Source organism: Desulfoluna sp. CYM3A (assembly GCF_056829965.1).
On record NZ_CP186556.1, the window covers coordinates 6,003,085 to 6,029,710 of the forward strand.

Here is a 26,626-nt window from a genome sequence, read left to right on the forward strand (position 1 = left end):
CTTCCACAGACAGCAGATTATCCAGATCCGGTGCCGGTGTCTGTCCGCCCCGACAAAGGGGGGACTGTACCCGCACCGGGCTTACCGATTTACGTCATGTAAGGACACACAGTCATGTCTCGTTTTTTCCTTGATCGCCCGGTGTTTGCCTGGGTGGTCGCTTTGCTCATCATGCTGGCAGGGGTTTTGTCCATTCCGCAGATGCCGGTGGAACAATACCCCACACTGGCACCGCCACAGATCTCCGTGAGCACCTTTTACCCGGGGGCTTCCGCGGACACGGTTCAGAACTCGGTAACCCAGGTTATTGAGCAGCAGCTCACCGGCATCGACAACCTCCGGTACTTCAGCTCCTCCTCCGACGCCACAGGCAAGGTGGAGATCAAGGTGACCCTGGAGCCGGGCACCGACCCGGACATCGCCCAGGTCCAGGTTCAGAACAAGGTGCAGACCGCCATGCCCCAGCTCCCTTCTGCGGTTCAGTCCCAGGGGGTGGTGGTGGAAAAAGCGTCCACCTCTTTTCTGTTCGTGACCAGTTTTCATTCCACCAACCCGGATATCGACCAGACCTACCTGGCCGACCTGGTGGCCTCCCGCATCCAGGACCCCATCTCCCGCGTCAAGGGCGTGGGATCGGTGAGCACCTTTGGCTCGCCCTACGCCATGCGGGTGTGGCTGGACCCGGACCGTCTCTACTCCTACAACATCTCCACCAATGAGGTGCTGCAGGACCATCAAAGACAACCCTGATGTGGCGGGCGGCCATCGGCGCCTGCGGTGGAAGGGCAGGAGATCAACGCCACCATCCTGGCCCAGTCCCGGCTCAAAACCGCGGACCAGTTCCGGGATATTATCCTGCGCGTCAATGAGGACGGTTCCCAGGTGCGTCTGAAGGACGTCTCCACCATTTCCCTGGGGGAGGAAACCTACGCCTGGTGGAACGCAACGGGGTGCCCGCAGCGGCCTTTGGCGTGAGCCTGGCCACCGGGGCCAACGCCCTGGATACGGCAAAGCGGGTAAAGGATAAGCTGGCCGAGCTCTCCGAGTACCTGCCGGACGGGGTGAGCTACTCCTTTCCCTATGACACGACGCCCTTTGTGGAGATCTCCATCGAGTCCGTGGTCCACACCCTTCTGGAGGCCATTGTCCTCGTCTTTTTCGTGATGCTGCTGTTCCTGCAGAACTTCAGGGCCACCCTCATCCCCACCCTGGCGGTGCCGGTGGTTTTGCTGGGTACCTTTGCCACCCTGCACCTGTTCGGGTTCACCATCAACACCCTCACCATGTTTGCCATGGTTCTTGCCATCGGCCTGCTGGTGGACGATGCCATCGTGGTGGTGGAGAACGTGGAGCGCGTCATGGCCGAAGAGGGGCTCTCGCCCCTGGAGGCCACCCGGAAATCCATGGACCAGATCACCGGCGCCCTGGTGGGCATCGGCATGGTGCTGTCCGCCGTGTTTATCCCCATGGCCTTCTTCTCCGGATCGGCAGGGGCCATCTACCGTCAGTTCTCCCTGACCATCGTGGCGGCCATGACCTTTTCGGTGATCGTGGCCCTGATTCTGACCCCTGTCCTCTGCGCAACCATCCTCAAACCGGTGGCCGCCGGGCATGGTGAGAAAACCACCGGCTTTTTCGGTTGGTTCAACCGGGTGTTCAACAAGGCCCGGGGGGGCAGCCACATGGCTTCGGGCCGCATCGCCCGCAACTGGAAACGTTCCATGGCGGTCTACCTCATGATTTTTGTGGGGCTCGGGGTGCTGTTCGTGCGCATTCCCACCGGTTTCCTGCCGGACGAAGACCAGGGCGTGCTCATCGTCCAGGTGTCCACTCCGGCTTCGGCCACGGCGGCGCGTACCGCCACGGCCCTGAAGAAGTACACCGATTACATGGACGCCAACCTGGCCGATCAGTTCCGGGAGTACATGACCGTGGTGGGGTACAGCTTCTCCGGCTACGGCCAGAACACCGCCATCTCCTTTGTCAACCTCAAGGACTGGGAAGACAGGGACATGACGGTGATGGAGATTGCCGGGCAGATCACCCAGGCCATGTCCCAGGTGAAGGACGCCATGATCTTCGCCTTTTTCCCGCCGGCCATTATCGACCTTGGTAACGCTTCCGGCTTTGACCTCCAGCTCATCGACTACGTGGGGGCCGGGCATGAAAAACTCATGGAGGCCCGGGACCAGCTGCTCTCCAAGGCCCGTCAGAACCCGAAACTGGTGGGTGTACGGCCCAACGGCCTGGACGACGTGCCCATGTACAAGATTGAGCTGGATATGGAAAAGGCTCGGGCACTGGGCCTGTCCATCGGCGAGATCAACGCCAGCCTTCAGACGGCCTGGGGCTCGGCGTACGTCAACGACTTCATGGACAACGGCCGCGTGAAAAAAGTCTATGTCCAGGGGCAGGCCGAAGACCGCATGCAGCCTTCGGACATCGACAAGTGGTACGTTAAAAACAGCCAGGGCAAGATGGTGCCGTTCACCTCCTTTTCCACGGGATACTGGACCTACGGGTCTCCCCGACTGGAGCGGTTCAACGGATACTCCTCCATCAACATCCAGGGGGCCAACGCCCCCGGCGTCTCCACGGGTGAGGCCATGGCCGAGATGGAAAAACTGGCCGAAGAGCTTCCCGAGGGCATCGGGTACGCCTGGTCCACCACCTCCTATGAGGAGAAGCTCTCCGGGTCCCAGGGCCCTGCGCTGTATGCCATCTCCATCATCATCGTGTTCCTGAGCCTGGCGGCCCTGTACGAGAGTTGGTCCATCCCCTTCTCCGTACTCCTGGCCCTGCCTCTGGGGGTCGTGGGGTCGGTTGTGGCTGCCCTGGCCTTTGGCCTGAGCAACGACGTCTACTTTCAGGTGGCCCTTTTGACCACCGTGGGCCTGTGTGCGAAAAACGCCATCCTCATCGTGGAGTTCGCCAAGGAACTCTACGAATCAGGCACACCCTTGATGGAAGCGGCCCTGGAGTCGTTCAAGCTGCGTTTCCGACCCATCATCATGACCTCCATGGCCTTTGTTCTCGGGGTGCTCCCCCTGGCCAAGTCCAGCGGGGCGGGGGCGGCCAGCCAGAACGCCATCGGCCTGGCCATCATCGGCGGCATGTTTGGGGCCACCTTCCTGGCCATCTACTTCGTGCCCCTGTTTTTCGTTCTCGTCGAGCGTGTCTCGTCATTAAAAGGAAAAAAGAAGCCTGCCCTGGAGCTGGGCGAGGGTGAGGTGAAGTAAATGAAACGAATTGCAACCGTTGTGCTGGCCGGGGCCCTGATGATGTCGGGCTGCTCCCTGGCCCCGACATACAAGCGCCCGGACTCGGTGAGCACAAAGCTGGTCCTGGGTTCGGAGAACGCCTCGAGTTGGTATCAAGGCCTTGCCAGCGACATCCCCTGGCGGAGCTTTTTCCAGTCCCCTGCCCTGCAGCAGGTGGTGGAGACCGCCCTGGCCAACAATCGGGACCTGAAGACCGCGGCCCTGAACGTCCAGAAAACCCAGGCCCTCTACCGCATCGAGCGCTCCAAGCTCCTGCCGGAGATCAACGACGAGTTAGGTGAGTACAAAAAGGATTTTGGCGGCAATACCACTGAAACCTACACCGCCGGCCTGGCCATGCCCGCCTATGAGCTTGACCTGTTTGGTCGGGTGGACAACCTGAGCCAGGTGGCCCTGAATAACTACCTGGCCACCGAAGAGGCCAGGAAAAGCATCACCATCTCGCTCATCGCCCAGGCGGCCAATGCCTACCTGCAGCTCACCAGCGACATGGAGACCCTGACGCTCTCCAAGGAGTCCCTGGAGACGCGTCGCCAGACCTGCCTGGCTGTTGGTCGACAGCTATCGGAACGGCGTGGCCACCCGCCAGGATCTCTCCCAGGCACGCATCGCCCTGGAGTCCGCCCGGGTAAACACGGTGCTGTACACCCGGCTGGTCCAGCTGGACAAGAACGCCCTGGTGCTGATCCTGGGGACCCGGAATCTGGAAGGGATCCCCATGGCGGCAAACCTCGAAAAATCGGCGGTTATGGATGAGATCCCCGTGGGGCTCTCCTCCGAGGTGCTGCTGAATCGACCGGATATCCTCCAGGCCGAGTTTTCCCTGAAGGCGGCAGGCGCCAATATCGGCGCTGCGCGGGCTGCTTTTTATCCGCGCATTGCCCTCACCGGCAGCCTCGGCTACTCCAGCACGGACCTGGGGGACCTCTTCTCCTCCTCGGACGCCGGTGCCTGGGGCCTTGGGCCCTCCATCTCCATTCCCATCTTCAACGGCGGGCGGAACAAAGCCCTGCTTAAAGCCGCGAAGATTGATCAGGAGATTGCCGTGGTGAATTATGAGAAAACCCTGCAGGTGGCCTTTAAAGAGGTGGCCGACGCCCTGGCAGCCCGGGAGACTTTGGGGCGCCAGCTGGAGGCCCAGGGGATGCTGGTTCAGGCAAGCCAGGAGGCCTACGACCTCTCCCTGAGGCGCTACACCGAAGGGGTGGACTCTTTCCTGAGCGTCCTGGACGCCCAGCGCTCCCTGTTTGCCTCCCAGACCACCCTCATCGACCTGCAGCGCCAGGAGCTGGCCAACAGGGTCAGCCTCTACAAGGTCCTGGGCGGAGGGCTTGAAGAGCAGGCGAAAGCGACTTCATAACCAAGGCGCAGCGATAAAAAAATGCCGCTGCACCCGCAGCGGCATTCATGAATACGACATCTCCTTGTCGATAAGACGTTTGCCGTCCCCGGTTTTCCGGGGGCGGCAAACGTTTTTTTTTGTGTAACGGCTCAGCTTGCCTCCGGCAATAAGCTCTTGAGGTGGCTCACCTCACCGCCGGAGGCAGGCCTTTTTCGATCAGATGCCCAGGGCCCTGAACCCGGCCACGATGGCGGTGCCCGCCACCATGGCAAGGAAGGCGTTGCCGGTTTTGACGGTGACCCCCACCACAGCGCCCCCGGCCACCAGGCCGGAGAGGCCTGCCGAGGCCAGGCCCGGGGCCACCAGGGAGAGGAGCAGGGTGCCGGGGAGGGCATCCAGGAACCGGCGCATGGGCCCGGTTTCGGGCAGCCATTGGGAGACAAAGAGGCCGCCGGTGCGGAGGCTGTAGGTGACAAGGGCGGCCAGGGCGATGGCAACCCAGGGGGCCAGGGCTTGGGGGATGGTGACCTCAGGCATGGGCGGCTCCCTAGGAGTGTCGTTGTGGGCTTGAGTCCGGTGAGGGCGGCGGCCGAGGAACGCTGGACAGTCGCCAGGATGTACCACTTGCCGGGAAAGAGCCTCTCGCAGGCGATGGCCGCCGCCGCGGCCACGAGCCAGGGGAAAAGGTCGCTGCGGGCCCCGCGCCAGAGCCCCACCACCAGGGCCAGGAACACGGCGATGAAGGCAAAGTCCAGGGCAAAGGCCTCGGGGTTGGAGATGGCCGCTCCCATGGTGTGACCCATCAGAGTCCCGGCACTCCAGAAGGTGGCGCAAGCCCGCCGCCGAAAAGATGCCCCACGGACGCCTCGCCCCGCCGCTGGGCGGCCATGGTCATGGCCCAGTTCTCATCGGCCACCAGGTGCATGAAGGCCAGCTTTTTCCAGAGGGGTTTCCCGGCAAAGAGGGAACGCAGGGAAGCGCCCACAAGAAGATACCTCAGGTTCATCACCAGAACGGCAAGGGTTATTTCAATGAGGGGCAGGTGGTCCTGCCACATCTCCAGCATCACAAACTGGGCTGTCCCGGCAAAGACGGCGGTGTTCATGACGGCAAGCTGGGCCAGGGAGACCCCTTTCCTGGCGGCCAGCACCCCCAGCACGCTGCCGTAGGCCAGCACACTCACCGACACGGGCAGCGCATCTCTGCATCCTTCATAAAATCGCGACATGATCAACATCCTGCAAAAAACGTGGATAAGAGGCCGGGCCGTCCCAGGGCCGCCCGGAAGGTTTACCCGGCAAGCTTAGCCGCACTGTCATCCGGTGGCTTGAACAAAATTGCGGTCGCTTTTTTGATTGTGCTTTCTAAGGTAACTATTCAAATCAAAAAAGCCTCCGGCGGCCCTGCCGGGGGCCAAACTTTTAAAAAGTTTGATAAACAGGTCTCAAGTAATCATTCATAGGCTCCGCCGAAACAATTCCGACATGTTCGGCAGAGCCTGGATATGATGATGAAAAACTCGCGAATCACAAACGTTCTGGATCGTGTTTTTTCGAAGAATGATATGGGCCTCTTTTTCAAAGACGGTTGCCAAATGTCACACATCACGCGAATGCCCCGATAACGCAGGCCGAATGGCTGCCATCATGCATTCGCCATAGGGTTTCAAGGTGCCCCCACCTTGCCGCCGGAGGCACGCTTTGGTCTTATTCTCAGTGGTGTTTCTGCACCTTGCCGGGGGTGATGCCGAAGATGGCCTTGAAGGAACGGGTCATGTGGCTCTGGTCGGCAAAGCCCGAGGCAAGGGCCGCATCGGCCAGGGCGAGGCCGGATTCGATGGCGGCCTTGGCCTGGAAGACCCGGACCTGGGTGAGGTAGGCGTGGGGGGCGAGGCCCGTGTGTTTTTTGAAGACACGGATGAAGTGGTACCGGGAGAGCCCGGCCTGTTCAGCCATCTCCGTGAGGGTGATGGGCTCGGCCGCGCGCTGCTTGATGTACTCCTTGACCCGGCGGATGGCATGGGCTCCGGCGTCGGGGAGCTCCTTTGGGGCCAGCTCACCGTGTCGGTGGAACAGGGCGCGCAGGGTGAGCACCAGCTCGGATTCTGCCTTGACGCGGCAGGTGGCGGGATTGGTCAGGGAGGCCAGCACTCGGTGGAATTCCCGGGCCAGGGCGGGGTCCTGTGTCAGGCGCTGCCGGAAGTGGGGGTGGCTTGGAAAGGCCCCTGGCTCGATCTCCAGGTAGCTGTGGAGGAGGTCTTCCGGCACATAGGCGAGGCGGTAGTGATAGCCCGCCTCGGTGGCTGCTTCCCCGGCGTGGACGTCCCCGGGGTTGAGGGTGTAGAGGGTCCCTGCCGGGGCGGGGTAGGTCCCCCCGGGTTCCCGGTACCTCTGGACACCGGCTTCCACCACGCCGATGGCATACTCCTCGTGGGCGTGGGGGCGGTAGGCGTGATCGTGGATCCGTCCGGTGAGCAGCTCCACCGCGGGAAGCTGTTCGGGCCGGATGATCCGTATGTCGTCTTTTGTCTTTTTTGCCATGGCCTTTATGTCAGCACCACTGGGCCGTAATCGCAAGGGAAATTGTGCCTATCCGTTACGTCAGGATAAAGGTCACCAGAATGGGCACGGCAATGGTCAGGACCACACCGCTGAACAGGGCGAGAATGGCGAAGTCCTTGCCGGAGTTCAGGGTGATGATGGGAAGGGTTGTGTCCATGGCCGTGGCCCCTGCCGAGGCAATGGGGGCGGTCCTGCCGAACCACGCCAGCAAAGCGCTAGCAGGGTGAAGATCTCCCGCAGGATGTTGGAGAGCAGGGCAATGGTGCCCAGGGTCTCCCCGCGCATCTCGGTGATGTAGATGGAGGAGAGGCTGTAGTAGCCCAGGCCCGACCCGATGGCCATGGCGTCTTTGACGGAGACGCCTGTCAGAAAGACGGCGGCCCCGGCGGCCCCGGCCAGGACTTTGAGCAGATGATGGCGCCAGGGATGAGAAAGATGCGGACGTTGCTCTTTTTCAGCACGGAAAAGGTGGTGGCGTCGCCCCCGATGCCGATGCCCACAAAAAAGATGAGGGCATAAAGGACCCAGAGGGTGAGGTCCGATTCGGTGACCCAGGCGGGAAGCTCGGCAAAGAGCCCGGCCAGGACCCCGGCGATAAAGCAGCAGAGGATGGTGAGGCTACCCTTCATGGGGCACCTCCTTGTCGGCTGATTCGGATGCGGCATGTGCAAAGGTGTCGGCGAAGAAAAAGCGGTAGGCCAGGGCGCAGCACAGGACGCTGCCGAAAACCGCCCCTGAGGTGAGGACCACGGCTTTCACGCCGATCATGTGGATGCTGCTTACCACGGTCTCGTTCAATCCCACGGAGATCCCCAGGACAAAGAGAAGGAGAAAGATGACCGCCATGACGATGCGGTCAAGGATGGGAAAAAGAGCTTTTTTCCGGCGCAGCAGGTAGCCGATGAGCATGCCTGCTGCCATGATGACGAGAATTTCAACCATAACCCACTCCAAAAATCATGCGAGGAACCACGCCTGCCGGTCGGTGGCCTTCTCTGCGACTATTACACCGGGCGGCGCCTGCTGAAATCACGCCGTCACCGCATCTGCGGATATAGAAGAAGCTCCGGGGAATGTCAACCAAATAGCTTGATTTCAAGGTGGATCTACAGAACCGGTTTCAAGCGCCTCTGAGATGTATCACATTGCTAAGTTCTGTTTTTTTATGTCGTGTCATTTATTGGCCTGAAATTCCTTACTCGATGGTGTACGCTGTTTTTTCATAAACACAGTGGGATTGACAAAACTCCGTTGCAGATTAACCGCTTTATGCGATTGGCAGCCTTACTCTGGATGATATTAAGTTTATGAAAAGAAGGAGGTTTTGACCGTGGGAGAGCCGTCGCAAACCAGCCAGATACCCTGAACCATATTCTCGATACCATCTCAAATGCTGTTTTTTTGATGAACAAGAAAAAGGAATTTCTTTGCCTGAATACGAGTGCGCATTACTTGATTTCAGGCTCTGCCGGTTACAATTCCCATGAAAAAGCCGGTGATTTTCTCTCAAAGCTTGGTGTGGATGATGCCATTGCAGAAGGGGAAGACAAAAACGCCACAGCCATGCTGGGTGATTTGACGTATGAGGTCTCCGTAATCCCCATGGCGTCCAAGGGTCATCCCGACAGGGTAGTGGTCCTCGTTGAGGATGTCAGCCAGGCGGGTGAATTATCCCGGCAGTTTGAAGCGTGTCAGCGGGAGACATCCCTGCTCAAGCAAATTCTTGAAACGGCTTATGACGGGCTGGTGGTCACCGATGCCCATGGGCACATCACCATGATGTCCAATGCCTACAAAGGCTTTCTGGGAGTCAGAGACCAGGAGGTGGTGGGCAAACACGTCACCGAGGTGGTGGAGAACACGCGCCTTCATATTGTCGCCAGGACAGGAGTGGCAGAACTCAACGATATCCAGCGGATACAGGGCAACCACATGGTCGCCTCCCGCATTCCTTATACGGTGGACGGCAAGCTTGCCGGGGTTGTGGGCAAGGTGATCTTCCAGGATGTGGATGAACTGGGCGAGATCAATAAGAAGCTCAAGACCATGGAAAAAGAGCTGAACCGGTATCGAAATGAGATCTCCAAGCTTCATAAGGCAAGGTATTGCATGGATGTGATCTTCACGCGTAACGCACGCATGGAGTCATTGAAGAATCATGCTCGCGTCATCGCCCAATCAGACTCCAACGTTTTGATTCTCGGGGAGAGCGGAACGGGCAAAGAACTCTTCGCCCATGCCATCCATCAGGAGTCCCCCCGATCTTTTCAGCCCTTTATCAGGGTCAACTGCGCTGCCATTCCTGAAAACCTTCTGGAGTCGGAGCTCTTCGGTCATGAAAAGGGGGCATTCACCGGAGCGGCCAGTACGAAACTGGGCAAGTTTGAGCTGGCCAACAACGGCACCATTTTTTTGGATGAGATCGGTGACATGCCGCTTCAGATGCAGGCCAAGATCCTGCGAGTGCTCCAGGAAGGGGAAGTGGAGCACATCGGCGCAAGTCGGCCCAAACAGGTGGATGTGCGCGTGATTGCCGCCACCAACAAAAATCTTTCCGAGATGGTGGAGAAGAAGACGTTTCGGGAAGACCTCCTCTACCGCCTCAACGTGTTCACCTTAACCATCCCTCCTTTGAAAAGGCGGCGGGAAGACATTGAGCTCATCGCGGGCCATGCCATCTGCGCCCTGAACCGAAAGATGAAACGGGGGGTTAAAGGGGTCTCCCCAAAGGCGAGCTGCCTTCTTCAGGCCTATTCGTGGCCGGGGAATATCCGGGAGCTGAAGAATGTTGTGGAGCGAGCCTACCATATTATGGAGGGAGAAGAGTTGATTCAGCCGTGGCACCTGCCCCATTTTTTGAGGGGCGGCAATATCAACGCCAGCCAGGAGCCGCTCAAGTACATTCTGGAAAACATGGAACGGAAGGTCATCACCGAGCGCCTGATTCTCCACAGCGGCAATAAAACCAAGACCGCTGCCGATCTCGGCATCTCCAGAGTGGCTCTCCACAAAAAACTTGAGAAGTACAGCATGAAGTGAGCAGGGGGTGTAAACCTTGGTTTACACTCCGGGAGATCGGCTTGTATGTGTAAATGTAAGTTAACACGCATTTCAGAAATGGGATGATATCGTAAACTTATCTTTACAGTGCTGTTCCCGGGTGTGAACGTCGATATTGATATTGAATGCCTGTAAGGTCCTTGAATCGCACGATTTGTGTTTTTCTAAGGGGCTTTTCCAGGTGGCATGCTTCCTGCTTTATGGTTCGCAGGAGGTAACAATATGACGTCTTTCCGATCAACCACATGGGTTCCACGCTACTTTGCACACGAGGCTTCGTGGCTTCAGTTTCTTTTTAAGGGCGCTCTCGTTCTGATCTTTGCCCAGCAGATTTACTATCCTCAGCCTAACAAATACCTGCATCTTGCCCTGGTGTTTGTCTATATGGTCTTCAGAGATCTGCTCTCGCCCGCTGCAACGTCCGGAAAGAACGATTACCTGCTGCTGGCTTCGGCCATGGCATGCAGCCTGCTGACCGTTGCAGACCATCTGTTACCCTCCAATCTTGAAGCGGCCTACCTTGCAATGCTCACCGTGGAAGCCTTGCTCACGGTGGCCCTTCTTCATCGTTTGATCAGCGTATTCAGAGACCCTGACGGGTTGGATTCCATCGCGGAGCATCACAGGGCCCATGCCGGCAAACGCCCTGGCTTCATGAAGGGAATGTTATGGGGCATGGTCACCTGCCTGCTGTTCGCTGTCTTTTATATCCTATACCTGCTGCAACTCACCTGACCCGGGTAGTTCATGAGAAAACGGTTTATTTGAAAAAATGAAATTCGTTACGAATAGTTACCGTGAAAGAATCAGGCGTTTCAAAAGCACAACATGTCATTTACGGTTTTCTGCTCAATTTTCTCACCCTTCGGGCGAGCCGGGTGCACCCCACTTCTGCGTTATCAGAGCCTTGAGCCAAGCCGAACCATCTGCAGCTCTGATGCCTTGACCATGGGGGCATTCAACTCGTGACATATCCGGGCTAATTTCGAAGGAGGCATGAATATGCTGGGAGTTATCGCAATTATCCTAACGCTGTTCGCTTTAATGTACTTCGCTTATCGTGGTGTTACCGTCCTTGTTCTGGCACCGATCCTTGCCATGACCGCAGCACTGCTTTCGGGCGAAATCCCCGCTTTGTCTGCGCTGTCCAATGTCTTTATGCCTGCGGCTGCCAGCTACATCAGTAAGTATTTCCCGGTGTTCATCGCAGGGGCTGTCTTTGGCAAGCTCATGGGCGCCACCGGAGCCGCCCGTTCCATTGCCCACTTTATCTCTGAGAAGATCGGGCCCGACTACGCCATCTATGCGGTGGTGGTGGCCACCTCCCTTCTCACCTACGGCGGGGTCTCTCTTTTTGTGGTGGTTTTTGCCATGTACCCCATCGGCTCCATGCTGCTTAAAGAGGCGGATGTCCCCAAGCGCCTTCTCCCCGCATGTCTTGCCCTGGGAGCTTTTACGTTTACCATGACGGCCCTTCCCGGATCTCCCCAGTACATCAACACCATGCCCACGGTCTATTTTGACACCGATATCTATGCAGCTCCCATTCTGGGGCTCCTGGGCTCCATGATCATCTTCTTTGGCGGCACCGGTTTTCTGAACTATCGTGCGAAAAAAGCCAAGCTGGCCGGAGAAGGGTATGGCGTCCATCTGAACGAAGGCCTCGAGGACCTTGAAGGGGACGCTCCGGGCTTTGGTCTGGCCATGGCACCCATCGCCATCGTTTTTATATTGAACTTTGCCCTGACCAAGTTTTACTTCGCCTCTGACGCGGTGAAGGCAAAGTATACCGCAGCCGGCTATGCCATAAACGGCACCTGGCCTGTGGTGATCGGTCTTTCTGTGGCGGTTGTGTTCATCCTGATCTCCATGAATCGATACCTGAGAGAGTCCAACAAGACCATCTTCGATGGCGCTGTGGGATCCCTGCTGCCCATCTTCAACACCGCATCCGAGGTGGGATACGGCGGTGTCATCAAGTCCCTGGCAGCATTTACCACCTTGAAGCTTGGGATTGTGGCCCTGGCCATCCCCTCACTGTTTAAAGTCGGTATCTCCACCACGCTTCTTGCGGGCATCGTTGGCTCAGCTTCCGGCGGTACCGCCATCGCCCTTGAGGTGCTCTCCAAGGATTTCCTCGCCATGGGTATTCACCCGGAGGTGCTGCACCGCGTGATGATTATGGCGGCAGGCGGCCTGGACTCCCTTCCCCATTGCGGTGCCGTTATCACCCTGTTGTCTGTCTGCAAACTCGATCACAAGCAGAGTTATATTGACCTGGCAGCCATGACCGTGGCCGCCCCCCTTATCGCGGTGACATGCGTCATGGTGTTTCACCTGCTCACCGGTTTGGTTTAAAGCGCAAAGGAGATGGAGATGTCTAAGCAGGTAACTCTAACCATGCTGTTGTCCTGATCAATCCGGGAGACGGCGGCCACAGGCGGGTTTGTGGGAAACATGCACCCCGAGGCGCTGTCCCGGGGTGTGAAGGAGGCGTTTCTCAGCACCGGGTTGCCCACGGACTTAACGCTGATCTACGCAGCGGGGCAGGGCGACGGAAAGGAGCGCGGCCTGAACCACTTCGGCCACGAAGGGCTGGTCCGCCGGGTCATCGGCGGTCATTGGGGGCTTGCCCCCAAGCTGGGAACCCTGGCCCTTGAGAACAAGATCGAGGCCTATAACTTTCCCCAAGGGGCCATCTCCCATCTCTACCGGGAGATTGCCGCCGGAAAGCCAGGGGTGCTCACCAAGGTTGGCATGCACACCTTTGTGGACCCTCGCATGGATGGGGGCAAGCTCAATGAGGTGACCCGAGAGGACCTCGTGGAGGTGGTGAGTATCCATGGCGAAGAGTGGCTCCTCTACCACGCCCTGCCCATCGATGTGGCCCTGATCCGCGGGACCTATGCGGACAGTGAGGGCAACTGCACCTTTGAGAAGGAGGCCCTGACCCTTGAGATGCTGGCCATTGCCCAGGCCGCCAAAAACTCCGGGGGAAAGGTGATCCTTCAGGTGGAGCGGGTTGTGGAAAACGGGACCCTGGATCACAGCCGGGTGGGCATTCCGGGCATTTATGTGGATGCCATTGTAGAGGCAGAACCCCGCGAGCACATGCAGACCTTTGCCGAGCAGTACAACCCCGCTTACTCTCGCGAGATCCGCATTCCCAGCAAGAGCATTCCCCCCCTGCCCCTGGGAGAACGCAAGATCATCGCCCGCCGTGCGGCCATGGAGCTGGTCCCCGATGCCATCGTGAATCTGGGCATCGGCATGCCCGAAGGGGTCTCCATGGTGGCCAATGAAGAGGGGGTCACCAACCTGGTGCTCACCACCGAGGCCGGGGCCATCGGTGGGGTGCCCGCAGGCGGCCTGAGCTTTGGGGCCGCCATCAACCCATCGGCCATTATCGATCAACCGGCGCAGTTTGATTTTTACGACGGCGGTGGCCTGGATGTGGCCTTTCTCGGCCTGGCCCAGTGCGATGGCAAAGGGGATGTGAATGTTTCGCGGTTCGGAACGAAAGTAGCCGGCTGCGGAGGCTTTATCAACATTTCCCAGAATGCCGGCAAAGTGGTCTATTGCGGCACCTTCACCGTGGGCGGCTTGAAGACCTCTGTGGCCGATGGAAAGCTGATCATTGAGGAGGAGGGGCGTGGCAGCAAGTTTCTGGAGGCGGTGGAACAGGTCACCTTCTCGGGTGAGTATGCCCACCGCATGGGCCAGAAGGTGGTCTACGTCACCGAACGGGCCGTGTTTGAACTGACGGCAGAGGGGCTCACCTTAACGGAGATCGCCCCGGGCATGGACCTTGAAAAAGATATTCTGCGGCACATGGGGTTCAAACCCGCCATTGCCGAGCCCCTGAAAACCATGAACCCGGCCATTTTTCAGCCGGGACTCATGGGATTGACCCTGGACACACCATCCAAGTAACCCACGTGGAGGTTGATATGAGATTGAGTGGAAAAACAGCCATCGTCACCGGTGGCGCACAAGGCATCGGCCGCGTCATTGCAGAAACCTTTGCAAGAGAAGGCGCCACCGTCATCGCGGTGGACATGACCAAGCCCGACTACGACTGCGAAGGCGTCTTCGGATACACCTGCAACGTCACCGACCGGGAAGGCCTCAAAGCCTTTGTGGAGGACATCGTGGGGACATTCGGCAAGGTCGATGTGCTCATCAACAACGCCGGTATCACACGGGACGCCCTGCTTCAGAAGATGACGGAAGAGATGTGGGACCTGGTGTGTGACGTCAACCTGAAAGGGGTCTTTAACCTCACCCAGCTGGTGGGACCCCTGATGATCGACCAGGGCACAGGCTCCATCGTGAACATTTCATCGGTGGTGGGCGAGTACGGCAACGTCGGTCAGACGAATTACGCCGCCACAAAAGCGGGCGTCATCGCCATGGCCAAAAGCTGGGCCAAAGAGTTTGCCCGAAAAGGCGCCAACGTACGGGTGAACTCCCTGGCGCCGGGATACATCAATACCGAGATGATGAAGACCGTTCCCGATAAAGTGCTGGACCCCATTCGCCGGAAGACCATGCTGGGCCGTCTTGGTGAGCCCGAAGAGATCGCCAGCGCCTGCCTCTTCCTGGCGTCGGATGAGGCCTCCTTTATCACGGGGCATTGTCTCTCGGTGAACGGTGGGTTGAGGCTGTAAGATACGCTCCCACATACAGTCTCCCCTATGAGAAATCCCCTCCGCCCTGTTTCCGGCGGAGGGGATTTTTTGTTTAATGAGATTGTGCCTCCGGCGGCCCTGCCGGGGGCCAAACATTGCCGATTAGATCGGTTGACAAACAGGTTTGGGGGCATTTTGTGAACATCTTCGCGGATGCTTTCACCCCGAGGAACGAGGGGGAGCATCCGCAACCTGGGTTCAGGGGATTATCCCCTGGCCGCCGGAGGCAGGCTTTTTCATGGTTTTAACTTAAATAAACGGTCTCACAATGAAATAGCACCCCAGGCCCCCCACGATGACCCCTGCTCCTTTTTTGAACCACAGGCTTCCGCTCTGGAAGCTTTGGCTTGTGAGGAGGCGACGGATCAGGGCGGTGCTGGAGCCCGCCACGGCAATGGGGACGCAGTGGCCGATGCCGAAGGCGACCACGAGGAGGATCCCTGCGGCGATTTTTTCCTGGATGGTGATGACGGCCAGGATGGGTGCCATGAACCCGAAGGTGCAGGAACCGGAGAGAATACCGTAGGCAAGGCCCAGGACAAAGGCCCCGAAGAGCCCCCGGACCTGGAGTTTTGAGAGGGCTCCGCCGGACATGGCGCAGGCTTCCACTCCGAGCATGTCCAGGGCCACCCAGATGAGGATGCCGCCCATGAGCAGGGTCCAGTAGGGGCTGACGTCCCCCAGCATGCGGCCCAGAAGGGTGCAGGCGATGCCCAGAAGGGCGATGGTGATGAAGAGTCCCAGGGTAAAGACCACGGCGTATCGGGCTGCGCTCCGGGCCTGGAGTGCTTTTTCCTGGCCAGCCACGTACCCCATGATCAGGGGAATGGAGGCCATGTGGCAGGGGGAGAGGATGACACTGATCATGCCCCAGAGAAAGCAGCCGAAAAGGGCCAGCCCGAAGGTGCCGGCCATCCAGGTGTTGACGGTGGTGAGAAGGTCGTAGAGCATCAGGGGGCTTTACCTTTCATGGTTAAACTGCGTTGAACATCCTTGCCTGCGGCGTGCAGGCGGTGGCTCGCGGTTTACTGAACACCGAGGCTCTTCAACTCCGCCTCAATGCTTTTTTTGTCCATGAACCCCACGTGTCGTTTCACTTCGTTTCCGCTTTTGTCGTAGAAAATCTGGGTGGGAATGGCCCGGATACCGTACTTTTTCGCCACATCTTTGTGTTTCCACACATCAATGAAGACGATGGCGGCCCTTCCTTCATACTCCTTTTGAAGTTCATCGAGGATGGGCGCCATCATTTTGCAGGGGACGCACTTATGGGCACCCAGGTCAAGCATGGTGACCATGCCTTTGGCCGGGACTTCGGTGGCGGGCGTGGTGTCGGCAAGGGCCGGGGTTGCGGCAAGGCACAGCAGGGCGGTTGATACGAGAATCAGTCGTTTCATGGTTTTCTCCCATGGGATGAGTGGTTCAGAGCGGGTGTGGACAGGTCTTCCCCTCGTCACCGGCGGCGAGAGTACCGGACGGTTGGTTCGGTCGCAGGTGACGAGGTATGCAGCAAGGCCACTGAATCAGGCCGTGAGCCATTTGATGACATCCTTTTTCTTGGGCACCTTGCCCACGCTTTTCACCTCTTCGTTCACCACCACCGCCGGGGTGCCGAACACGCCGTAGGACCCGATGGCCAGAAGGTCGGTGACCTTTTCCACAGTGGCGTCAACGCCTGCTTCGGCAACGGCTTCCTTGACGATGGCTTCTGTTTTGTTGCACTTGGTGCACCCGGGACCGAGGACTTTGATGATCATGGTTTTTTCCTTTTATTGATTTGCACGTGTCAGATGGCTCCGTAGATCATGCCGGCGAGGGTGGACATCACCACCACGATGGCTACGAAGACGGATGTTTTCTTTACGCCCATGACGCCGCTGATGACGATCATGTTGGGCAGGGAGAGGGCCGGTCCCGCAAGCAGGAGGGCCAGGGCCGGGCCCTTGCCCATGCCGGCTCCCATGAGCCCCTGGAGGATGGGGATCTCCGTCAGGGTGGCAAAATACATGAGGGCGCCGGAGAGGGAGGCGAACAGGTTCGCGGAAAAGGAGTTCCCGCCCACCAGGGCCGAAATCCACGCCTCGGGGATGAGGGCCGGGTGGCCGGGGCGCCCCAGGAGGAATCCGGCGGCCAGGACCCCGATGGCCAGCATGGGAAAGATCTGCTTCATGAAACCCCAGGAGGATTCCACCCAGTCGGTGCGTTCCTCGGCGTCGAACCAGGCTTTCAGCAGCCAGGCCAGGAGAAGCAGAAGGCCCCCTGTCAGGTACCATTTGACCCCGAAAAGGGTCTGCCACACAACCCCTTCGTCGGGGCCCGGTTTGGCAAAGGCTGCAAAGACGAGGATGAGCACCATGACAGCCATGACGATTCCGTTCTGGGCAAGGCTTCGGTTCTCCTCTTCATCGGGAAGGTGCATGGGGCCGGTGGCTGGGAAGAAAAGGCCGTGGGGGGCCCCCACCACCAGGGCAAAGCAGATGGCCCCGATGGCCCGGGCAAGGCCCATCTGCCATCCGAGGATCCGGCCCGTGAGGATGATGGCCAGCACGTTGATGGCTGGCCCGGAGTAGAGAAAGGCCGTGGCCGGACCGATGCCCGCCCCCCGGGCGTAGATTCCGGCGAACAGGGGCAGGACCGTGCAGGAGCAGACCGCCAGGATGGCCCCGGAGACAGAGGCCACGGAATAAGCGAGAACCTTTCTGGCCTGGGCGCCGAAGTATTTCAGGACCGAGGCCTGGGAGACAAAGACGCTGATGGCCCCGGCAATGAAAAAGGCCGGGACCAGGCAGGTGAGGACGTGCTGCCGGGCGTACTCCTGCAGCATCATGAAAGCCTCCAGGCCTGCCTGGCGAATGGTGGGGGAGCCCCAGGGCATGAGGTAGGCGGCGAGGTAGAGGCCGGCGATCCAGATGAATTTGGTGCGTTCTTTCATAACAGACATCCATGGTGGCGGGGACGCTAAGCTCGGGTGATCCGTGAATTCAGGGACGCGAAGCGTGTGTGACCGCCGGGTTTATAATTCTATGTATTGCCATTTGGCGATGTAATTGGTGCCATTCCGCCCCGCGGGAAACCGCAGAGCCGGTATAAAACCCCGGGCTTTGGGAGGAATGAACCTGTCATGCCCCAAGGGGTAAAACAGGTCCTTTCAGCATAACGAAGCGGTGTGCTGCCATCATCGTCGGGAGGGCCGGTGCCCTCCCCACTCACTCATGGGTATTTGGCAGACTCCTCAGCCCCGGGTGATGAACTCCCGATCAATGTCCGGGAGCCTGTCCAGCATCTCCCGGATGTCCGCATCGGCTTCGAGCCAGTCGCTCACCTGGTCCAGCATGGCCACGGCATAGGTGTTTCCCGGCTGGCGGTTCAGCTGAAAATTGACCCAGAGCCCATCCTTTTCAAAGCTCACCAATTCGGCCTCTTCCAGGACCTTGAGGTGCTTGCTCACCGTGGACTGGGCCAGGCCCAGGGCTTCTTTCAGTTCGCAAACGCAAAGAGACCGATGTTGCAGAGCCTTGACGATCTTCACCCGGCTGGGGTCGGACAGGGCTTTCATCACTTTGATAAACGGTTTCATCGGGTTCTCCCTGATGGTTGATATATCGTTATATGGCAATATATGGTTTGGGTGACTCTATGTCAACACACAATGGAAAAAAACGGACGCCGAATGCCCTGTTTCCCAGCGGGCTTATCGTCTGTGGCCCAGAGGCGTCATGTGACAGGGGGACCCACCTCATCGAAAAGCGTACCTCGTAACCATGTCGGCAAGAGGCATTGAGGCAGGACCGATCCTGTTCGATGCCCGGCGCGCCGGTGCCGTAAATTTCAAGGAAGACGCTCTTTTTGTCCTTGAAGTACGCATAGACACTTCCGGTGGCCACCCCGGCTTCGGCGGCGATGGCCTTGGTGTTGGTCTTGTGGAAGCCTTTATCCGAAAAAAGGCGCTCGGCGGACTTGAGGATCTTGTCTTTTGTCTGTATCCAGGCTTTCTTGCTTGCTGCGTCCCCTGGCTTCATGTGCGCTCTTTTTCCTTTGCGGGTAGTGAATGGACCTGCCGATTATTCCCACACCCGGGGGGATGCTGTCAAACAGGGGTGAACATGGGGTCATGTTTTTAAATTGACAATATGAACCAGAAAAGGAGAGCGGGTATGGGTTCACACAACGGAGTCCGGTGTCCGGGCGCGCAGGAAAAACACGGCCCCATGCAAGATGGCGGGTCCTGGGTGTTGTCTCCATGGGGGCGTTTTCCGTACCGGAGTGCTTCAAAGGCCTTGTCCGGTCAGAGTCCCCTACGGTGAGCATGCTTTGTGCTACCTGGCTCAGGGTTAACGCATGTAGATTTTTGCCTCCGGCGGCCCTGCCGGGGGGCCAAACGTTTGAAACGTTTGACAAACAGGTTTTATTTATTACCGGAACGTTTTTGCGGAGCTTTTTTCAAAAAGCGACCCGCCGGAGGCAACTGAATGTGTAAATGCGTTGACCCTGCTGCCTGGCTTTTGTCCCATTGACAACGGGTGTTCCGGGGGGTACCTTTTTTCTTCCAATGAACTTGAAATGTCGGTGTGATAGCACCGGGACGTGTTGATGTATGGAAGGAGATGTAGATGCAAGACGAGATGATCAGCCTGGCCAGTGACAACCATGCAGGGGCTCACCCAGAGATTGTATCAGCGGTTGCGGCCGCTGCCGCAGGCACGGCCGGTGCCTATGGCACAGACCCCTGGACGGCCGTGGCAGCAGAACGGTTCAAAAAGGTTTTTGGCAAAGAGGCCTCCGCCTTTTTGGTGATGACCGGCACCGCCGCCAATATCCTTTCCATCGACGCCGTGACCCGGTCCTTTGAGGCTGTGCTTATCTCAGACTGCGCCCATCTCCACATGGACGAATGCGGCGCGCCGGAGCGGTTCACCGGCAGCAAGTTCATCACGGTGCCCTCGGAGCAGGGCAAGCTCACCGTGGAAGGGCTACGGCCCTGGGTGGAGCGGGAGCCGGACTACCACAGGGTTCAACCTAAGGTGGTCTCCATCACCCAGACCACGGAGTACGGCACGGTCTACTCCGTGGATGAGATCAAAACCATCTGCGAGTACGCCCATGAGAACGGGCTCCTGGTCCACATGGACGGCTCCCGCATCTCCAACGCCGCCGCTTCCCTGGGCCTCGATTTCCCAGCCTTTACCAAAGACGCCGGGGTGGACTTCCTCTCCTTCGGCGGCACCAAAAACGGCATGATGTTCGGTGAAGCCGTTGTCTTTTTTACCCCGGAGTTTGACGAGGCCTTTCAGTACAGCCGCATGCAGGGCATGCAGCTTGTGTCCAAGATGCGCTTTGTGGGGTCCCAGTTCGAGGCGTTTTTAAAGGACGGCCTCTGGAGACGCAACGCTCTCCACGCCAATGCCATGGCACGAAAATTGAGACGGCCTAAAGGGAGCCCCCGGAGTGACCATTACCCAGCCCGTGGACGCCAATGCCGTCTTTGCCGTTTTGCCGGCTGACATGATCGAGACTCTCCAGCAGCGGTTTCATTTCCATGTCTGGAACAACCAGACAAACGAGGTCCGTCTCATGGCCTCCTTTGCCACCACGGAGAACGAGATTCAGGCCTTTGCCGAGGCTGTGAAAGCCATTGCGTAATATCTAAGGTTACGGTTCCGTGCCGCTAAAAAGCTGCCTCCGGCGGCAAGGTGTGCCACCTTGAAAGCAGGTTGCGGATGCGTTTTGCCCCTCGTCCTCGGGTCAAATCACATCCGCATTTAAACCGGAATTCACTTAAGACGAATGTTTAAGGCTGTGTGTTAAACTTTTTGTAACTATTCAGCTTATGTTTGCCTCCGGCGGCCCTGCCGGGGGCCAAACTTTTGAAAAGTTTGACAAACAGGCTTTGACAGCTTTGCCATGAATTTCAGTGATTCTGACTGTTCTGACCTTTCTACCGAAAAGTTTTTTGCGGAGCTTTTTTTCAAAAAAGCGACCCGCCGGAGGCAAGCTGAATAGTTACAACTTTTTAAACATTCAGCCCCCGCAGGCATAAGTAAAACAAACGTTGGTTTTCGTGTTGACGTTTCGTTTTTTGAGTTGATACCTGAATGTATTCGGCTATTTTAGCCCTTAGCCCTTAGCCCTGGCCGCTTAGCCCTTAGCCCGGAGACCGTTATGACATCTCGCCTCAAGACCACCATTTCCACCTACGATGACTCCGCGGCTGCCTACGCGGATAAGTTCATGGATTACGCTCCGTACCGGGAGATGATGATCCGTTTTCGCGACAGCTATGTGCCGGAAGGGGCAGCTGTGCTGGACATCGGCTGCGGCCCGGGGAACAACGCCGTGCTGATGACCGAGAGAAAGGCGTCCGTCACCGGCATCGACCTCTCGGCCGAGATGGTGAGTCTGGCCAAAGCCCATATGCCGTCGGGGGATTTTTGCTTTCGGGTGGGGGACATCCGGGACCTCTCAGGGCTCGGCACCTTTGATGTGGTCATTGCCTCGTTTTGCATCGTGCATATCTCGCCTGAAGAGGCCCGGGGCGTTATCAAGGAGGTTGCCTCTTGCCTGGCGCCCGGGGGCGCTCTCTACCTGAGTTTCATGGTGGGGAAAAAAGACGGGTACGAGACCGCCGGTTTTTCCGGGGGCCGCAAGCTTCATTTTACCTACCACGACCCCGAGGCGGTGAAGGGCTGGCTTGCTGAGAATCACCTTGCCGTGGAGGAAACCCATCTGAGCGATTACCCGGAGCCGGACGGGAGCATCACCACAGACATGTTTCTGTTTGTTCGCAAATAGCCCGGATAGGCCCGGCAGAGCCGCTTTTTTGACAGGTTGTAACGATTCAGCTTGCCTTCTATGGCTAAAGTCGGTTCAAAAGCGTGCCTCCTGCTGCTAGGGATGATCCCCGGACCCACAGTTGCGATGCTCCTTGCCCTCTGTTCCTCAGGACGAGGACATTCGCGAAGGCTTCGGAGAAATTGGATAAAATCTGTTTGTCAAACTTTTCAAACGTTTGGCCCCCGGCAGGGCCGCCGGAGGCAGTTTTTTGGTGCTTGTATCGTTTCACCCGGGTTACGCTTACGTGTCGTATCGCCATCCCTACCCCATACCAGGAGGTTTCCCATGACCATCAAGGCCCTTGTGTTTGGCGCCGTTGCCCTTTGTCTCTTTTCAGGGTGCTCGCTTTTTACCGGGAAAAAGCCCGATAACCTGGGCGTCATGGAGGGCAGGCTGTCCCCCTGCCCGGATTCGCCCAACTGCGTCTCCTCCCAGGCCGACGACGACACCCATGGGATTGCTCCCCTGCCACTAACGGTTTCCCCTGCCGAGGCCATGGCGCGCATTGTTTCGGTCCTTGAGAAGACCCCCCGCATCACCCTGGTGACCCGCACCGACACCTACCTCCATGCCGAGGTCCGCTCCGCCCTTTTCCGGTTTGTGGATGACCTGGAGGTGCATATCGACGAGGCCAGCCGCACCATCCATTTCCGATCGGCTTCCCGCACGGGGTACAGCGACTTCGGCGTCAACCGGAAGCGCGTGGAGCGCTTGAAAAACAGCGTGTCCCGTTGAGGTGCCCATGGCCGTCATCGACCCCCCTCCGGAGTTCGCACCTTTTATTTCTTCGTATCGCCACCTGAAAGGCGAGGCCGCCCTTGAGCTCTTCGGCGGGGTGGCCCTGGTGTTCAACCTGGGGGATCCCGTGTCCGTAAGCGTTCAGGGGCGCGCTCCCTTTACGGTGTCCTCTTCTTTTCTTCTGGGGGGCATGTCGCGTCGGGTGGGGCTTGGGTCAGACGGCGACCTGAGGCTTTTTTGCGTTCGGTTTTGTCCCTGCGGGGTCTTCCCCTTTCTCTCCATGCCCCAGATGGAGTTTGCCGGGCAGTGCGTGGTTCTTGACGAACTCTGGGAACTCAAGGGCCTGGGCGTGGAGGCGGTGGCCCGGAACAGGGGCGATGCGCCGGAGGTCTACGCGCATGGGTTCAATGCCTTTTTTGAGGCGCGCAGGAACGCCTTTTTATCCTACGCCCGGGCTGGTGGCAACGGCCGGCCTGCCCGATCTGCCGTCGAGGGCGGCGCGCATGGGCATGGAGGATCTGGCCGCCCGGTGCGGGGTGAGTCGGCGCCATCTGGAGCGACTCTTTGATGAGCGCATCGGGGTGACTCCGAAGCACCTTGCCCGCATGTTTCGTCTCTCCCGTGCCCTGGGGCACCTCTCCACCTCCCATGCCGCCGACGTGGCCGCCCGGTGCGGTTTTTTTGACCAGTCCCACCTGATCCGCGAGTGCCTCAGCCTGGCCGATTACTCCCCTTCACAGTGCATGGCCTGACCTCCCTGGAAAAAGTCGCATTTGTCCAATACAGGTGCACCCGTCGTGGTGCAGGGTTGAGGGCATGGTCCGGGACTCGTTTCGGGGGCCAGGCCGTCTGTGCATAAGAATTGACATACCATAAGGGGGATACATGACCACATCAACGCGCGTGGCCGTTGCCACGGATTTTCTTCAGGCCGGGTACTCCTGTTCCGAGGCCCTTTTGCTCACCTATGCAAAGGAGATGGGGCTGGGGCATGCCTGTGCCCTGAAGCTGGCGTCGGGCCTTGCCGGGGGCATGGGGGCCGGAGGCGGGACCTGCGGGGTGATGACCTCGGCCTGCCTGGTGATCGGCCTGGCGGCAGGTCCCGAAACCATCGCGGAGCCCGGGGCTCGGGATCGGGTTAGGGGGCTGGTGGACACCTTTCGAAACGGGTTTGTGGCCGACCATGGAGCCCTGGCCTGCCAAGCCCTCAACGGCGGGGTTGACCCCTCCACCCCCGAGGGCAAAGCGGCGATCCGGGCCGCAGGGCGGGTGCAGGAGCTGGTGGCCTGTGCGGTCCGCCGCCTGGACGCGATACTGGCGCGGGGGTGACCGGTGTTCGCCAGCTTGCCTTCTGTGGGCAGCGTGGGTGAAACAAGCAGGCCCCCGGCGGCCCTGCCGGGGTAAAATTTTTGCCGGATCTCATAACGACGGGCTCAATAAACAGATTCAGTTTCATCTGAAACAACAGCGAATGTTATTTTCCCTGAGGAACGAAGGGGAAAGCGCATTCGCAACCTGCTTTCGAGGTGTTTTGCCTAAGTGGCCTCGCCACCCTCGCCGCCGGAGGCATCGTTATTGCTTTTGCTGAGCTCTCTTGGTCCTGTGGTTCATTCGACTTTAACCATGGAAGGCAGGCTTGTTCTGGTTACGTTTCCGCTTCTCTTTCCAAGGCGGCCAGGAGGCAGCGGGCCTCCTTCATGACTCTGGCCGTCTCCCCGGCCAGGGGGGCCAGCTCATCGATCCCGATGGCTTCCCCGGCCTCGAGCCTGTGCTCCAGGGATTCCGCCATGGCCGCCGTCTTCGGGGCGCCGATGTTCAGGAGGGCGCCCTTGAATCGATGGACCCTGACCTCGAGATCGGAGAATCGTTCCTCCCTGACCATGGTCTCCATGATCCGTATGCCCTTCCGATGATCCTCCAGAAAAACGCGCAGCAGTTTCACATAGAGCCCGGTGCCGTATTTTTCCCGGCATGTCTCCCCGGCAAGAAGGGGGGCAGGTGCCTTGGGCCGGGGGGCACCGGTGACGACGCGTTCACGGGGGATCCATGCCAGCAGCGTCTTACGAAAGGTAACGATGTCGATGGGTTTTCGATAGGATCTGCTTCAGGTTCTCTTCTGTGTCAACGGCGCTGAAGGCGATGACAGGGGGCAGGGCAAGGGACGGGACATGGGACCTCAAACGCCTCACGACGGAGCGGCCGTTGAGGTCCGGGAGCTTCATGTCGGTGATGACAAGGTCGAAGGTGCGGCCCGAGGTCATGGTGTCCAGGAAGGCCCTGCCGGTCTCGGCGGTGCGGACCTCCATGCGGTGCCCTTTCAGGAGCTCGGAGACCATGGTGCGGCTCAGGGGATCGTCTTCCACCAGGAGGACCGATACCCCCGGGGCCGTGAAATCATGGACAGAGTTCTGGGAAAGGGGGGCAACGGCAGGGACGTCCGGGCGGTTGTCCGGGTGCACCCCAGAACTCTGCACGGCCTTTTGAACCACGAAAAAGGTGAAGCGCGTCCCTTTGCCGGGCTTGCTGGTGCAGGAGATGCTTCCCCCCATGCGTTCCACCAGTTTGCGGGTGAGGGTAAGGCCCAGGCCGGTTCCCTGGACGTTGGTTTCGGCAAACTGGGTGAACTCATCGAAAATATGGGGCAGGTTCTCCGGGGCGATGCCCGATCCGGTATCGGTGATGGTGAACTCCAGGCAGATCCGGTCCTCCTGCGCCTTGCACCCGATACGCAGGGAGATGATGCCGCTGTCCGTGAATTTGACGGCGTTCTGAAGGATATTGAAGAGCACCTGTTTCAGGCGCATGCTGTCCCCCTTCATGGCGTGGGGGATCTCCGATGAGGCGGAAACGTGGAGACGAACGTCTTTTCCCCTTAAGGTCTGTTCCACCAGGGCCACGATATGGCCGATGAGGTCGTGGAAGAGATAAGGCTGATCCACGATGCGGTATTTTCCCGCCTGGATGCTGGAGATATCCAGGACATCGTTGACAATGCCGGCCAGGTGCTTGGAAGCCGTACGCGTGTGGTTTACGTAGGTTTTCTGTTTCCGGTCCAGGGGCGTTTCACTGAGGAGATCGATGAACCCCACCACCGCGTTCAAGGGCGTTCGGATCTCGTGGTTCATGTTTTTGAAAAAGTCCTGCTTGGCCCGGATGGATGCCTGTTCCACGGCCAGGGTGTTCCGTGCCAGGCGGGACCCGGTGATGCCCACGATGAGAAGGATCACCCCGGCGGTGAGGGTGTACAGGAGGATGTAGCTTTTTCGGATATCCTGGAGGGTGGCTTCCGAGACAAAGGTGAGGATCTTCAGGTCGTACCGGTCCATCTTCCGTGTGTAGGCGGTGTACCGTTTGCCGTGGATGATGACGGTCTCCCCGTTCACGGCGGTGTTGGCCCGGGCAAGGTCTCTGTTCTCCGGGGTGGAGAGGCTGGTATAGCCGGCGGCAGGGTCCTGGGAGTGGGCGATGAGGGAGGCGTTGTTGTGGGTGATGACGATAAACCCGGATTCAAAGGCCAGGTTCTGCATGATGGTATGGTATCGGGAGAACAGGAAGTCCACCCCCACCACCCCTGCGATTTCTCCGGATGGGCCTTTGACGGCCAGGGAGATGGAGGTGATCTCCAGCCCGTCGGGTACGCTGTTGTACAGGTCGTTGATGAAGGGGGTTCCCGGTTTTTCAAGGGCCCCGGTGTACCAGGGCCGGACAATGGGGGTGTAGCCTTGGGGCAGGGAAATTTCCCTGTCCACGATGAGGCTCCCGTCCCGGGTGCCGAGGTAAACATACTTGAAGCGTGAATTGAATTGCCGGTAGTGGTGGCACAGGTCTCGGACCTCCTGGAGCAGTGCCTCGCTCCTGTGGGCCTTCGGAGTGGTGAGCAGGGCAGCCACGGTTGGGTGTTCGGCGATCTCCTTCACATGGGAAAACCCCGTGCCGATGTCTTCGGAAAGGGTGGTGGCAATGGAGGTCAGGGCGATGTTGGCCGCCTCTTTGAGATTGCGGGTGGACTGCCTGATGGAGATGTTGATGCCGATGACCGCCATGACCATCAGGGCGGATAGCACGCTGATAAAAAAGATGCTGATGACTTTCAGGGAGAGTTTCATGGGGCCGTCCCGGGGG

Annotated in this window: 28 protein-coding genes and 3 pseudogenes; 17 read left to right on the plus strand and 14 right to left on the minus strand. The window is 58.8% G+C overall.

The annotated features are described in order from the left end of the window. Window positions 1-171 precede the first annotated feature (171 nt). From ACOYW1_RS30180 to ACOYW1_RS30195, 4 genes and pseudogenes are all read left to right on the plus strand, one after another. A pseudogene (locus ACOYW1_RS30180) lies at window positions 172-975 on the plus strand (efflux RND transporter permease subunit). Next, window positions 936-3,239: an efflux RND transporter permease subunit gene (locus ACOYW1_RS30185; RefSeq protein WP_482420880.1), complete on the plus strand. Its 2,304-nt coding sequence runs from the start codon at window positions 936-938 to the stop codon at window positions 3,237-3,239. The pseudogene ACOYW1_RS30180 and the gene ACOYW1_RS30185 overlap by 40 nt, the downstream one beginning before the upstream one ends. Before the next feature lie 42 nt (window positions 3,240-3,281). Then, window positions 3,282-3,812, plus strand: a pseudogene (locus ACOYW1_RS30190) (TolC family protein); the annotation flags it as partial. A gap of 19 nt (window positions 3,813-3,831) precedes the next feature. Next, window positions 3,832-4,641 (plus strand): efflux transporter outer membrane subunit, encoded by an 810-nt coding sequence (locus ACOYW1_RS30195; protein ID WP_482420881.1) that lies wholly within the window; start codon window positions 3,832-3,834, stop codon window positions 4,639-4,641. 198 nt (window positions 4,642-4,839) lie between these two features. Here the strand turns inward: ACOYW1_RS30195 and ACOYW1_RS30200 are convergent, their stop codons facing one another. After that, a complete protein-coding gene (locus tag ACOYW1_RS30200) occupies window positions 4,840-5,160 on the minus strand; it encodes an AzlD family protein (protein WP_482420882.1) in 321 nt (106 codons plus the stop codon). A 78-nt stretch (window positions 5,161-5,238) separates the two neighbouring features. Here ACOYW1_RS30200 and ACOYW1_RS30205 point away from each other — a divergent pair, with 78 nt between their 5' ends. After that, the gene (locus tag ACOYW1_RS30205; RefSeq protein ID WP_482420883.1) at window positions 5,239-5,421 is read left to right on the plus strand and encodes a hypothetical protein; all 183 of its coding nucleotides are present in this window, start codon (window positions 5,239-5,241) and stop codon (window positions 5,419-5,421) included. A 4-nt stretch (window positions 5,422-5,425) separates the two neighbouring features. On the opposite strand, the gene ACOYW1_RS30210 is transcribed toward ACOYW1_RS30205, so the two are convergent. The 5 genes and pseudogenes from ACOYW1_RS30210 to ACOYW1_RS30230 form a co-directional block, all read right to left on the minus strand. Next, complete coding sequence (locus tag ACOYW1_RS30210; RefSeq protein ID WP_482420884.1) at window positions 5,426-5,851, minus strand: AzlC family ABC transporter permease; 426 nt, start codon at window positions 5,849-5,851, stop codon at window positions 5,426-5,428. A 484-nt stretch (window positions 5,852-6,335) separates the two neighbouring features. Then, window positions 6,336-7,163 carry an AraC family ligand binding domain-containing protein gene (locus ACOYW1_RS30215; protein ID WP_482420885.1) on the minus strand — a complete coding sequence of 276 codons (828 nt, stop codon included), beginning with the start codon at window positions 7,161-7,163 and terminating at the stop codon, window positions 6,336-6,338. Window positions 7,164-7,218: 55 nt separating this feature from the next. After that, a pseudogene (locus tag ACOYW1_RS30220) lies at window positions 7,219-7,526 on the minus strand (LysO family transporter). A gap of 23 nt (window positions 7,527-7,549) precedes the next feature. Then, a complete protein-coding gene (locus ACOYW1_RS30225; protein WP_482420886.1) occupies window positions 7,550-7,813 on the minus strand; it encodes a LysO family transporter in 264 nt (87 codons plus the stop codon). Further along, the gene (locus tag ACOYW1_RS30230; RefSeq protein ID WP_482414458.1) at window positions 7,803-8,126 is read right to left on the minus strand and encodes a LysO family transporter; all 324 of its coding nucleotides are present in this window, start codon (window positions 8,124-8,126) and stop codon (window positions 7,803-7,805) included. The genes ACOYW1_RS30225 and ACOYW1_RS30230 overlap by 11 nt, the downstream gene beginning before the upstream one ends. A 510-nt stretch (window positions 8,127-8,636) precedes the next feature. On the opposite strand from ACOYW1_RS30230, the gene ACOYW1_RS30235 reads away from it, so the two are divergent. The 5 genes from ACOYW1_RS30235 (at window position 8,637) to fabG (ending at window position 14,914) form a co-directional block, all read left to right on the plus strand. Then, on the plus strand, window positions 8,637-10,223 hold the full coding sequence (locus tag ACOYW1_RS30235; protein WP_482420887.1) for a sigma-54 interaction domain-containing protein: 1,587 nt from the start codon (window positions 8,637-8,639) through the stop codon (window positions 10,221-10,223). Between the two features lie 243 nt (window positions 10,224-10,466). After that, a complete protein-coding gene (locus tag ACOYW1_RS30240; RefSeq protein ID WP_482420888.1) occupies window positions 10,467-10,979 on the plus strand; it encodes a hypothetical protein in 513 nt (170 codons plus the stop codon). Window positions 10,980-11,246: 267 nt separating this feature from the next. Then, a complete protein-coding gene (locus ACOYW1_RS30245) occupies window positions 11,247-12,602 on the plus strand; it encodes a GntP family permease (RefSeq protein ID WP_482420889.1) in 1,356 nt (451 codons plus the stop codon). A 60-nt stretch (window positions 12,603-12,662) separates the two neighbouring features. After that, the gene (locus ACOYW1_RS30250; RefSeq protein WP_482423856.1) at window positions 12,663-14,177 is read left to right on the plus strand and encodes an acyl CoA:acetate/3-ketoacid CoA transferase; all 1,515 of its coding nucleotides are present in this window, start codon (window positions 12,663-12,665) and stop codon (window positions 14,175-14,177) included. A gap of 17 nt (window positions 14,178-14,194) precedes the next feature. After that, the gene (gene fabG, locus ACOYW1_RS30255; protein WP_482414463.1) at window positions 14,195-14,914 is read left to right on the plus strand and encodes a 3-oxoacyl-ACP reductase FabG; all 720 of its coding nucleotides are present in this window, start codon (window positions 14,195-14,197) and stop codon (window positions 14,912-14,914) included. A 270-nt stretch (window positions 14,915-15,184) separates the two neighbouring features. On the opposite strand, the gene ACOYW1_RS30260 is transcribed toward fabG, so the two are convergent. From ACOYW1_RS30260 to ACOYW1_RS30285, 6 genes are all read right to left on the minus strand, one after another. Continuing rightward, window positions 15,185-15,886 carry a cytochrome c biogenesis CcdA family protein gene (locus tag ACOYW1_RS30260; protein WP_180137447.1) on the minus strand — a complete coding sequence of 234 codons (702 nt, stop codon included), beginning with the start codon at window positions 15,884-15,886 and terminating at the stop codon, window positions 15,185-15,187. Between the two features lie 74 nt (window positions 15,887-15,960). Beyond that, on the minus strand, window positions 15,961-16,332 hold the full coding sequence (locus tag ACOYW1_RS30265) for a thioredoxin family protein (protein ID WP_482420890.1): 372 nt from the start codon (window positions 16,330-16,332) through the stop codon (window positions 15,961-15,963). 126 nt (window positions 16,333-16,458) lie between these two features. Then, window positions 16,459-16,692 carry a thioredoxin family protein gene (locus tag ACOYW1_RS30270; RefSeq protein WP_482414466.1) on the minus strand — a complete coding sequence of 78 codons (234 nt, stop codon included), beginning with the start codon at window positions 16,690-16,692 and terminating at the stop codon, window positions 16,459-16,461. 29 nt (window positions 16,693-16,721) lie between these two features. Continuing rightward, complete coding sequence (locus ACOYW1_RS30275) at window positions 16,722-17,867, minus strand: permease (RefSeq protein ID WP_482420891.1); 1,146 nt, start codon at window positions 17,865-17,867, stop codon at window positions 16,722-16,724. A gap of 300 nt (window positions 17,868-18,167) precedes the next feature. Continuing rightward, on the minus strand, window positions 18,168-18,512 hold the full coding sequence (locus ACOYW1_RS30280) for an ArsR/SmtB family transcription factor (protein ID WP_180137443.1): 345 nt from the start codon (window positions 18,510-18,512) through the stop codon (window positions 18,168-18,170). A gap of 28 nt (window positions 18,513-18,540) precedes the next feature. Beyond that, window positions 18,541-18,954: a TetR/AcrR family transcriptional regulator gene (locus ACOYW1_RS30285; RefSeq protein ID WP_482420892.1), complete on the minus strand. Its 414-nt coding sequence runs from the start codon at window positions 18,952-18,954 to the stop codon at window positions 18,541-18,543. A gap of 591 nt (window positions 18,955-19,545) precedes the next feature. Between ACOYW1_RS30285 and ACOYW1_RS30290 the strand changes: the two genes are divergently transcribed. From ACOYW1_RS30290 to ACOYW1_RS30320, 7 genes are all read left to right on the plus strand, one after another. Next, window positions 19,546-20,436, plus strand: coding sequence for a threonine aldolase family protein (locus ACOYW1_RS30290; RefSeq protein WP_482420893.1), 891 nt, complete (start codon window positions 19,546-19,548; stop codon window positions 20,434-20,436). 1 nt (window position 20,437) lies between these two features. Beyond that, complete coding sequence (locus tag ACOYW1_RS30295; protein ID WP_482420894.1) at window positions 20,438-20,575, plus strand: hypothetical protein; 138 nt, start codon at window positions 20,438-20,440, stop codon at window positions 20,573-20,575. Between the two features lie 519 nt (window positions 20,576-21,094). After that, window positions 21,095-21,724 carry a class I SAM-dependent methyltransferase gene (locus ACOYW1_RS30300; protein ID WP_482420895.1) on the plus strand — a complete coding sequence of 210 codons (630 nt, stop codon included), beginning with the start codon at window positions 21,095-21,097 and terminating at the stop codon, window positions 21,722-21,724. A 327-nt stretch (window positions 21,725-22,051) separates the two neighbouring features. Continuing rightward, the gene (locus ACOYW1_RS30305) at window positions 22,052-22,501 is read left to right on the plus strand and encodes a DUF1499 domain-containing protein (RefSeq protein WP_482420896.1); all 450 of its coding nucleotides are present in this window, start codon (window positions 22,052-22,054) and stop codon (window positions 22,499-22,501) included. Between the two features lie 7 nt (window positions 22,502-22,508). After that, window positions 22,509-23,072 (plus strand): DUF6597 domain-containing transcriptional factor, encoded by a 564-nt coding sequence (locus ACOYW1_RS30310; protein ID WP_482420897.1) that lies wholly within the window; start codon window positions 22,509-22,511, stop codon window positions 23,070-23,072. Next, window positions 23,008-23,256, plus strand: coding sequence for a helix-turn-helix transcriptional regulator (locus ACOYW1_RS30315; RefSeq protein ID WP_482420898.1), 249 nt, complete (start codon window positions 23,008-23,010; stop codon window positions 23,254-23,256). Before ACOYW1_RS30310 ends, ACOYW1_RS30315 begins: the two co-directional genes overlap by 65 nt. A 133-nt stretch (window positions 23,257-23,389) precedes the next feature. Continuing rightward, a complete protein-coding gene (locus ACOYW1_RS30320; protein ID WP_482420899.1) occupies window positions 23,390-23,833 on the plus strand; it encodes a C-GCAxxG-C-C family (seleno)protein in 444 nt (147 codons plus the stop codon). 316 nt (window positions 23,834-24,149) lie between these two features. Here the strand turns inward: ACOYW1_RS30320 and ACOYW1_RS30325 are convergent, their stop codons facing one another. Both ACOYW1_RS30325 and ACOYW1_RS30330 read right to left on the minus strand, forming a co-directional pair. Further along, complete coding sequence (locus ACOYW1_RS30325) at window positions 24,150-24,446, minus strand: Hpt domain-containing protein (RefSeq protein WP_482420900.1); 297 nt, start codon at window positions 24,444-24,446, stop codon at window positions 24,150-24,152. Window positions 24,447-24,564: 118 nt separating this feature from the next. Continuing rightward, complete coding sequence (locus ACOYW1_RS30330; RefSeq protein ID WP_482420901.1) at window positions 24,565-26,610, minus strand: hybrid sensor histidine kinase/response regulator; 2,046 nt, start codon at window positions 26,608-26,610, stop codon at window positions 24,565-24,567. Between the last annotated feature and the right edge of the window lie 16 nt (window positions 26,611-26,626).

Coding starts and splice junctions, on each gene's coding strand:
- ACOYW1_RS30300 (WP_482420895.1), top strand. CDS start 21,095: ATGACATCTCGCCTCAAGACCACCATTTCCACCTACGATGACTCCGCG.
- ACOYW1_RS30275 (WP_482420891.1), bottom strand. CDS start 17,867: ATGAAAGAACGCACCAAATTCATCTGGATCGCCGGCCTCTACCTCGCC.
- ACOYW1_RS30270 (WP_482414466.1), bottom strand. CDS start 16,692: ATGATCATCAAAGTCCTCGGTCCCGGGTGCACCAAGTGCAACAAAACA.
- ACOYW1_RS30295 (WP_482420894.1), top strand. CDS start 20,438: ATGATCGAGACTCTCCAGCAGCGGTTTCATTTCCATGTCTGGAACAAC.
- ACOYW1_RS30280 (WP_180137443.1), bottom strand. CDS start 18,512: ATGAAACCGTTTATCAAAGTGATGAAAGCCCTGTCCGACCCCAGCCGG.
- ACOYW1_RS30225 (WP_482420886.1), bottom strand. CDS start 7,813: ATGAAGGGTAGCCTCACCATCCTCTGCTGCTTTATCGCCGGGGTCCTG.
- ACOYW1_RS30245 (WP_482420889.1), top strand. CDS start 11,247: ATGCTGGGAGTTATCGCAATTATCCTAACGCTGTTCGCTTTAATGTAC.
- ACOYW1_RS30210 (WP_482420884.1), bottom strand. CDS start 5,851: ATGTCGCGATTTTATGAAGGATGCAGAGATGCGCTGCCCGTGTCGGTG.
- ACOYW1_RS30320 (WP_482420899.1), top strand. CDS start 23,390: ATGACCACATCAACGCGCGTGGCCGTTGCCACGGATTTTCTTCAGGCC.
- ACOYW1_RS30315 (WP_482420898.1), top strand. CDS start 23,008: ATGGGCATGGAGGATCTGGCCGCCCGGTGCGGGGTGAGTCGGCGCCAT.
- ACOYW1_RS30265 (WP_482420890.1), bottom strand. CDS start 16,332: ATGAAACGACTGATTCTCGTATCAACCGCCCTGCTGTGCCTTGCCGCA.
- ACOYW1_RS30330 (WP_482420901.1), bottom strand. CDS start 26,610: ATGAAACTCTCCCTGAAAGTCATCAGCATCTTTTTTATCAGCGTGCTA.
- ACOYW1_RS30310 (WP_482420897.1), top strand. CDS start 22,509: ATGGCCGTCATCGACCCCCCTCCGGAGTTCGCACCTTTTATTTCTTCG.
- ACOYW1_RS30240 (WP_482420888.1), top strand. CDS start 10,467: ATGACGTCTTTCCGATCAACCACATGGGTTCCACGCTACTTTGCACAC.
- ACOYW1_RS30230 (WP_482414458.1), bottom strand. CDS start 8,126: ATGGTTGAAATTCTCGTCATCATGGCAGCAGGCATGCTCATCGGCTAC.
- ACOYW1_RS30200 (WP_482420882.1), bottom strand. CDS start 5,160: ATGCCTGAGGTCACCATCCCCCAAGCCCTGGCCCCCTGGGTTGCCATC.
- ACOYW1_RS30285 (WP_482420892.1), bottom strand. CDS start 18,954: ATGAAGCCAGGGGACGCAGCAAGCAAGAAAGCCTGGATACAGACAAAA.
- ACOYW1_RS30305 (WP_482420896.1), top strand. CDS start 22,052: ATGACCATCAAGGCCCTTGTGTTTGGCGCCGTTGCCCTTTGTCTCTTT.
- ACOYW1_RS30290 (WP_482420893.1), top strand. CDS start 19,546: ATGCAAGACGAGATGATCAGCCTGGCCAGTGACAACCATGCAGGGGCT.
- fabG (WP_482414463.1), top strand. CDS start 14,195: ATGAGATTGAGTGGAAAAACAGCCATCGTCACCGGTGGCGCACAAGGC.
- ACOYW1_RS30205 (WP_482420883.1), top strand. CDS start 5,239: ATGTACCACTTGCCGGGAAAGAGCCTCTCGCAGGCGATGGCCGCCGCC.
- ACOYW1_RS30260 (WP_180137447.1), bottom strand. CDS start 15,886: ATGCTCTACGACCTTCTCACCACCGTCAACACCTGGATGGCCGGCACC.
- ACOYW1_RS30215 (WP_482420885.1), bottom strand. CDS start 7,163: ATGGCAAAAAAGACAAAAGACGACATACGGATCATCCGGCCCGAACAG.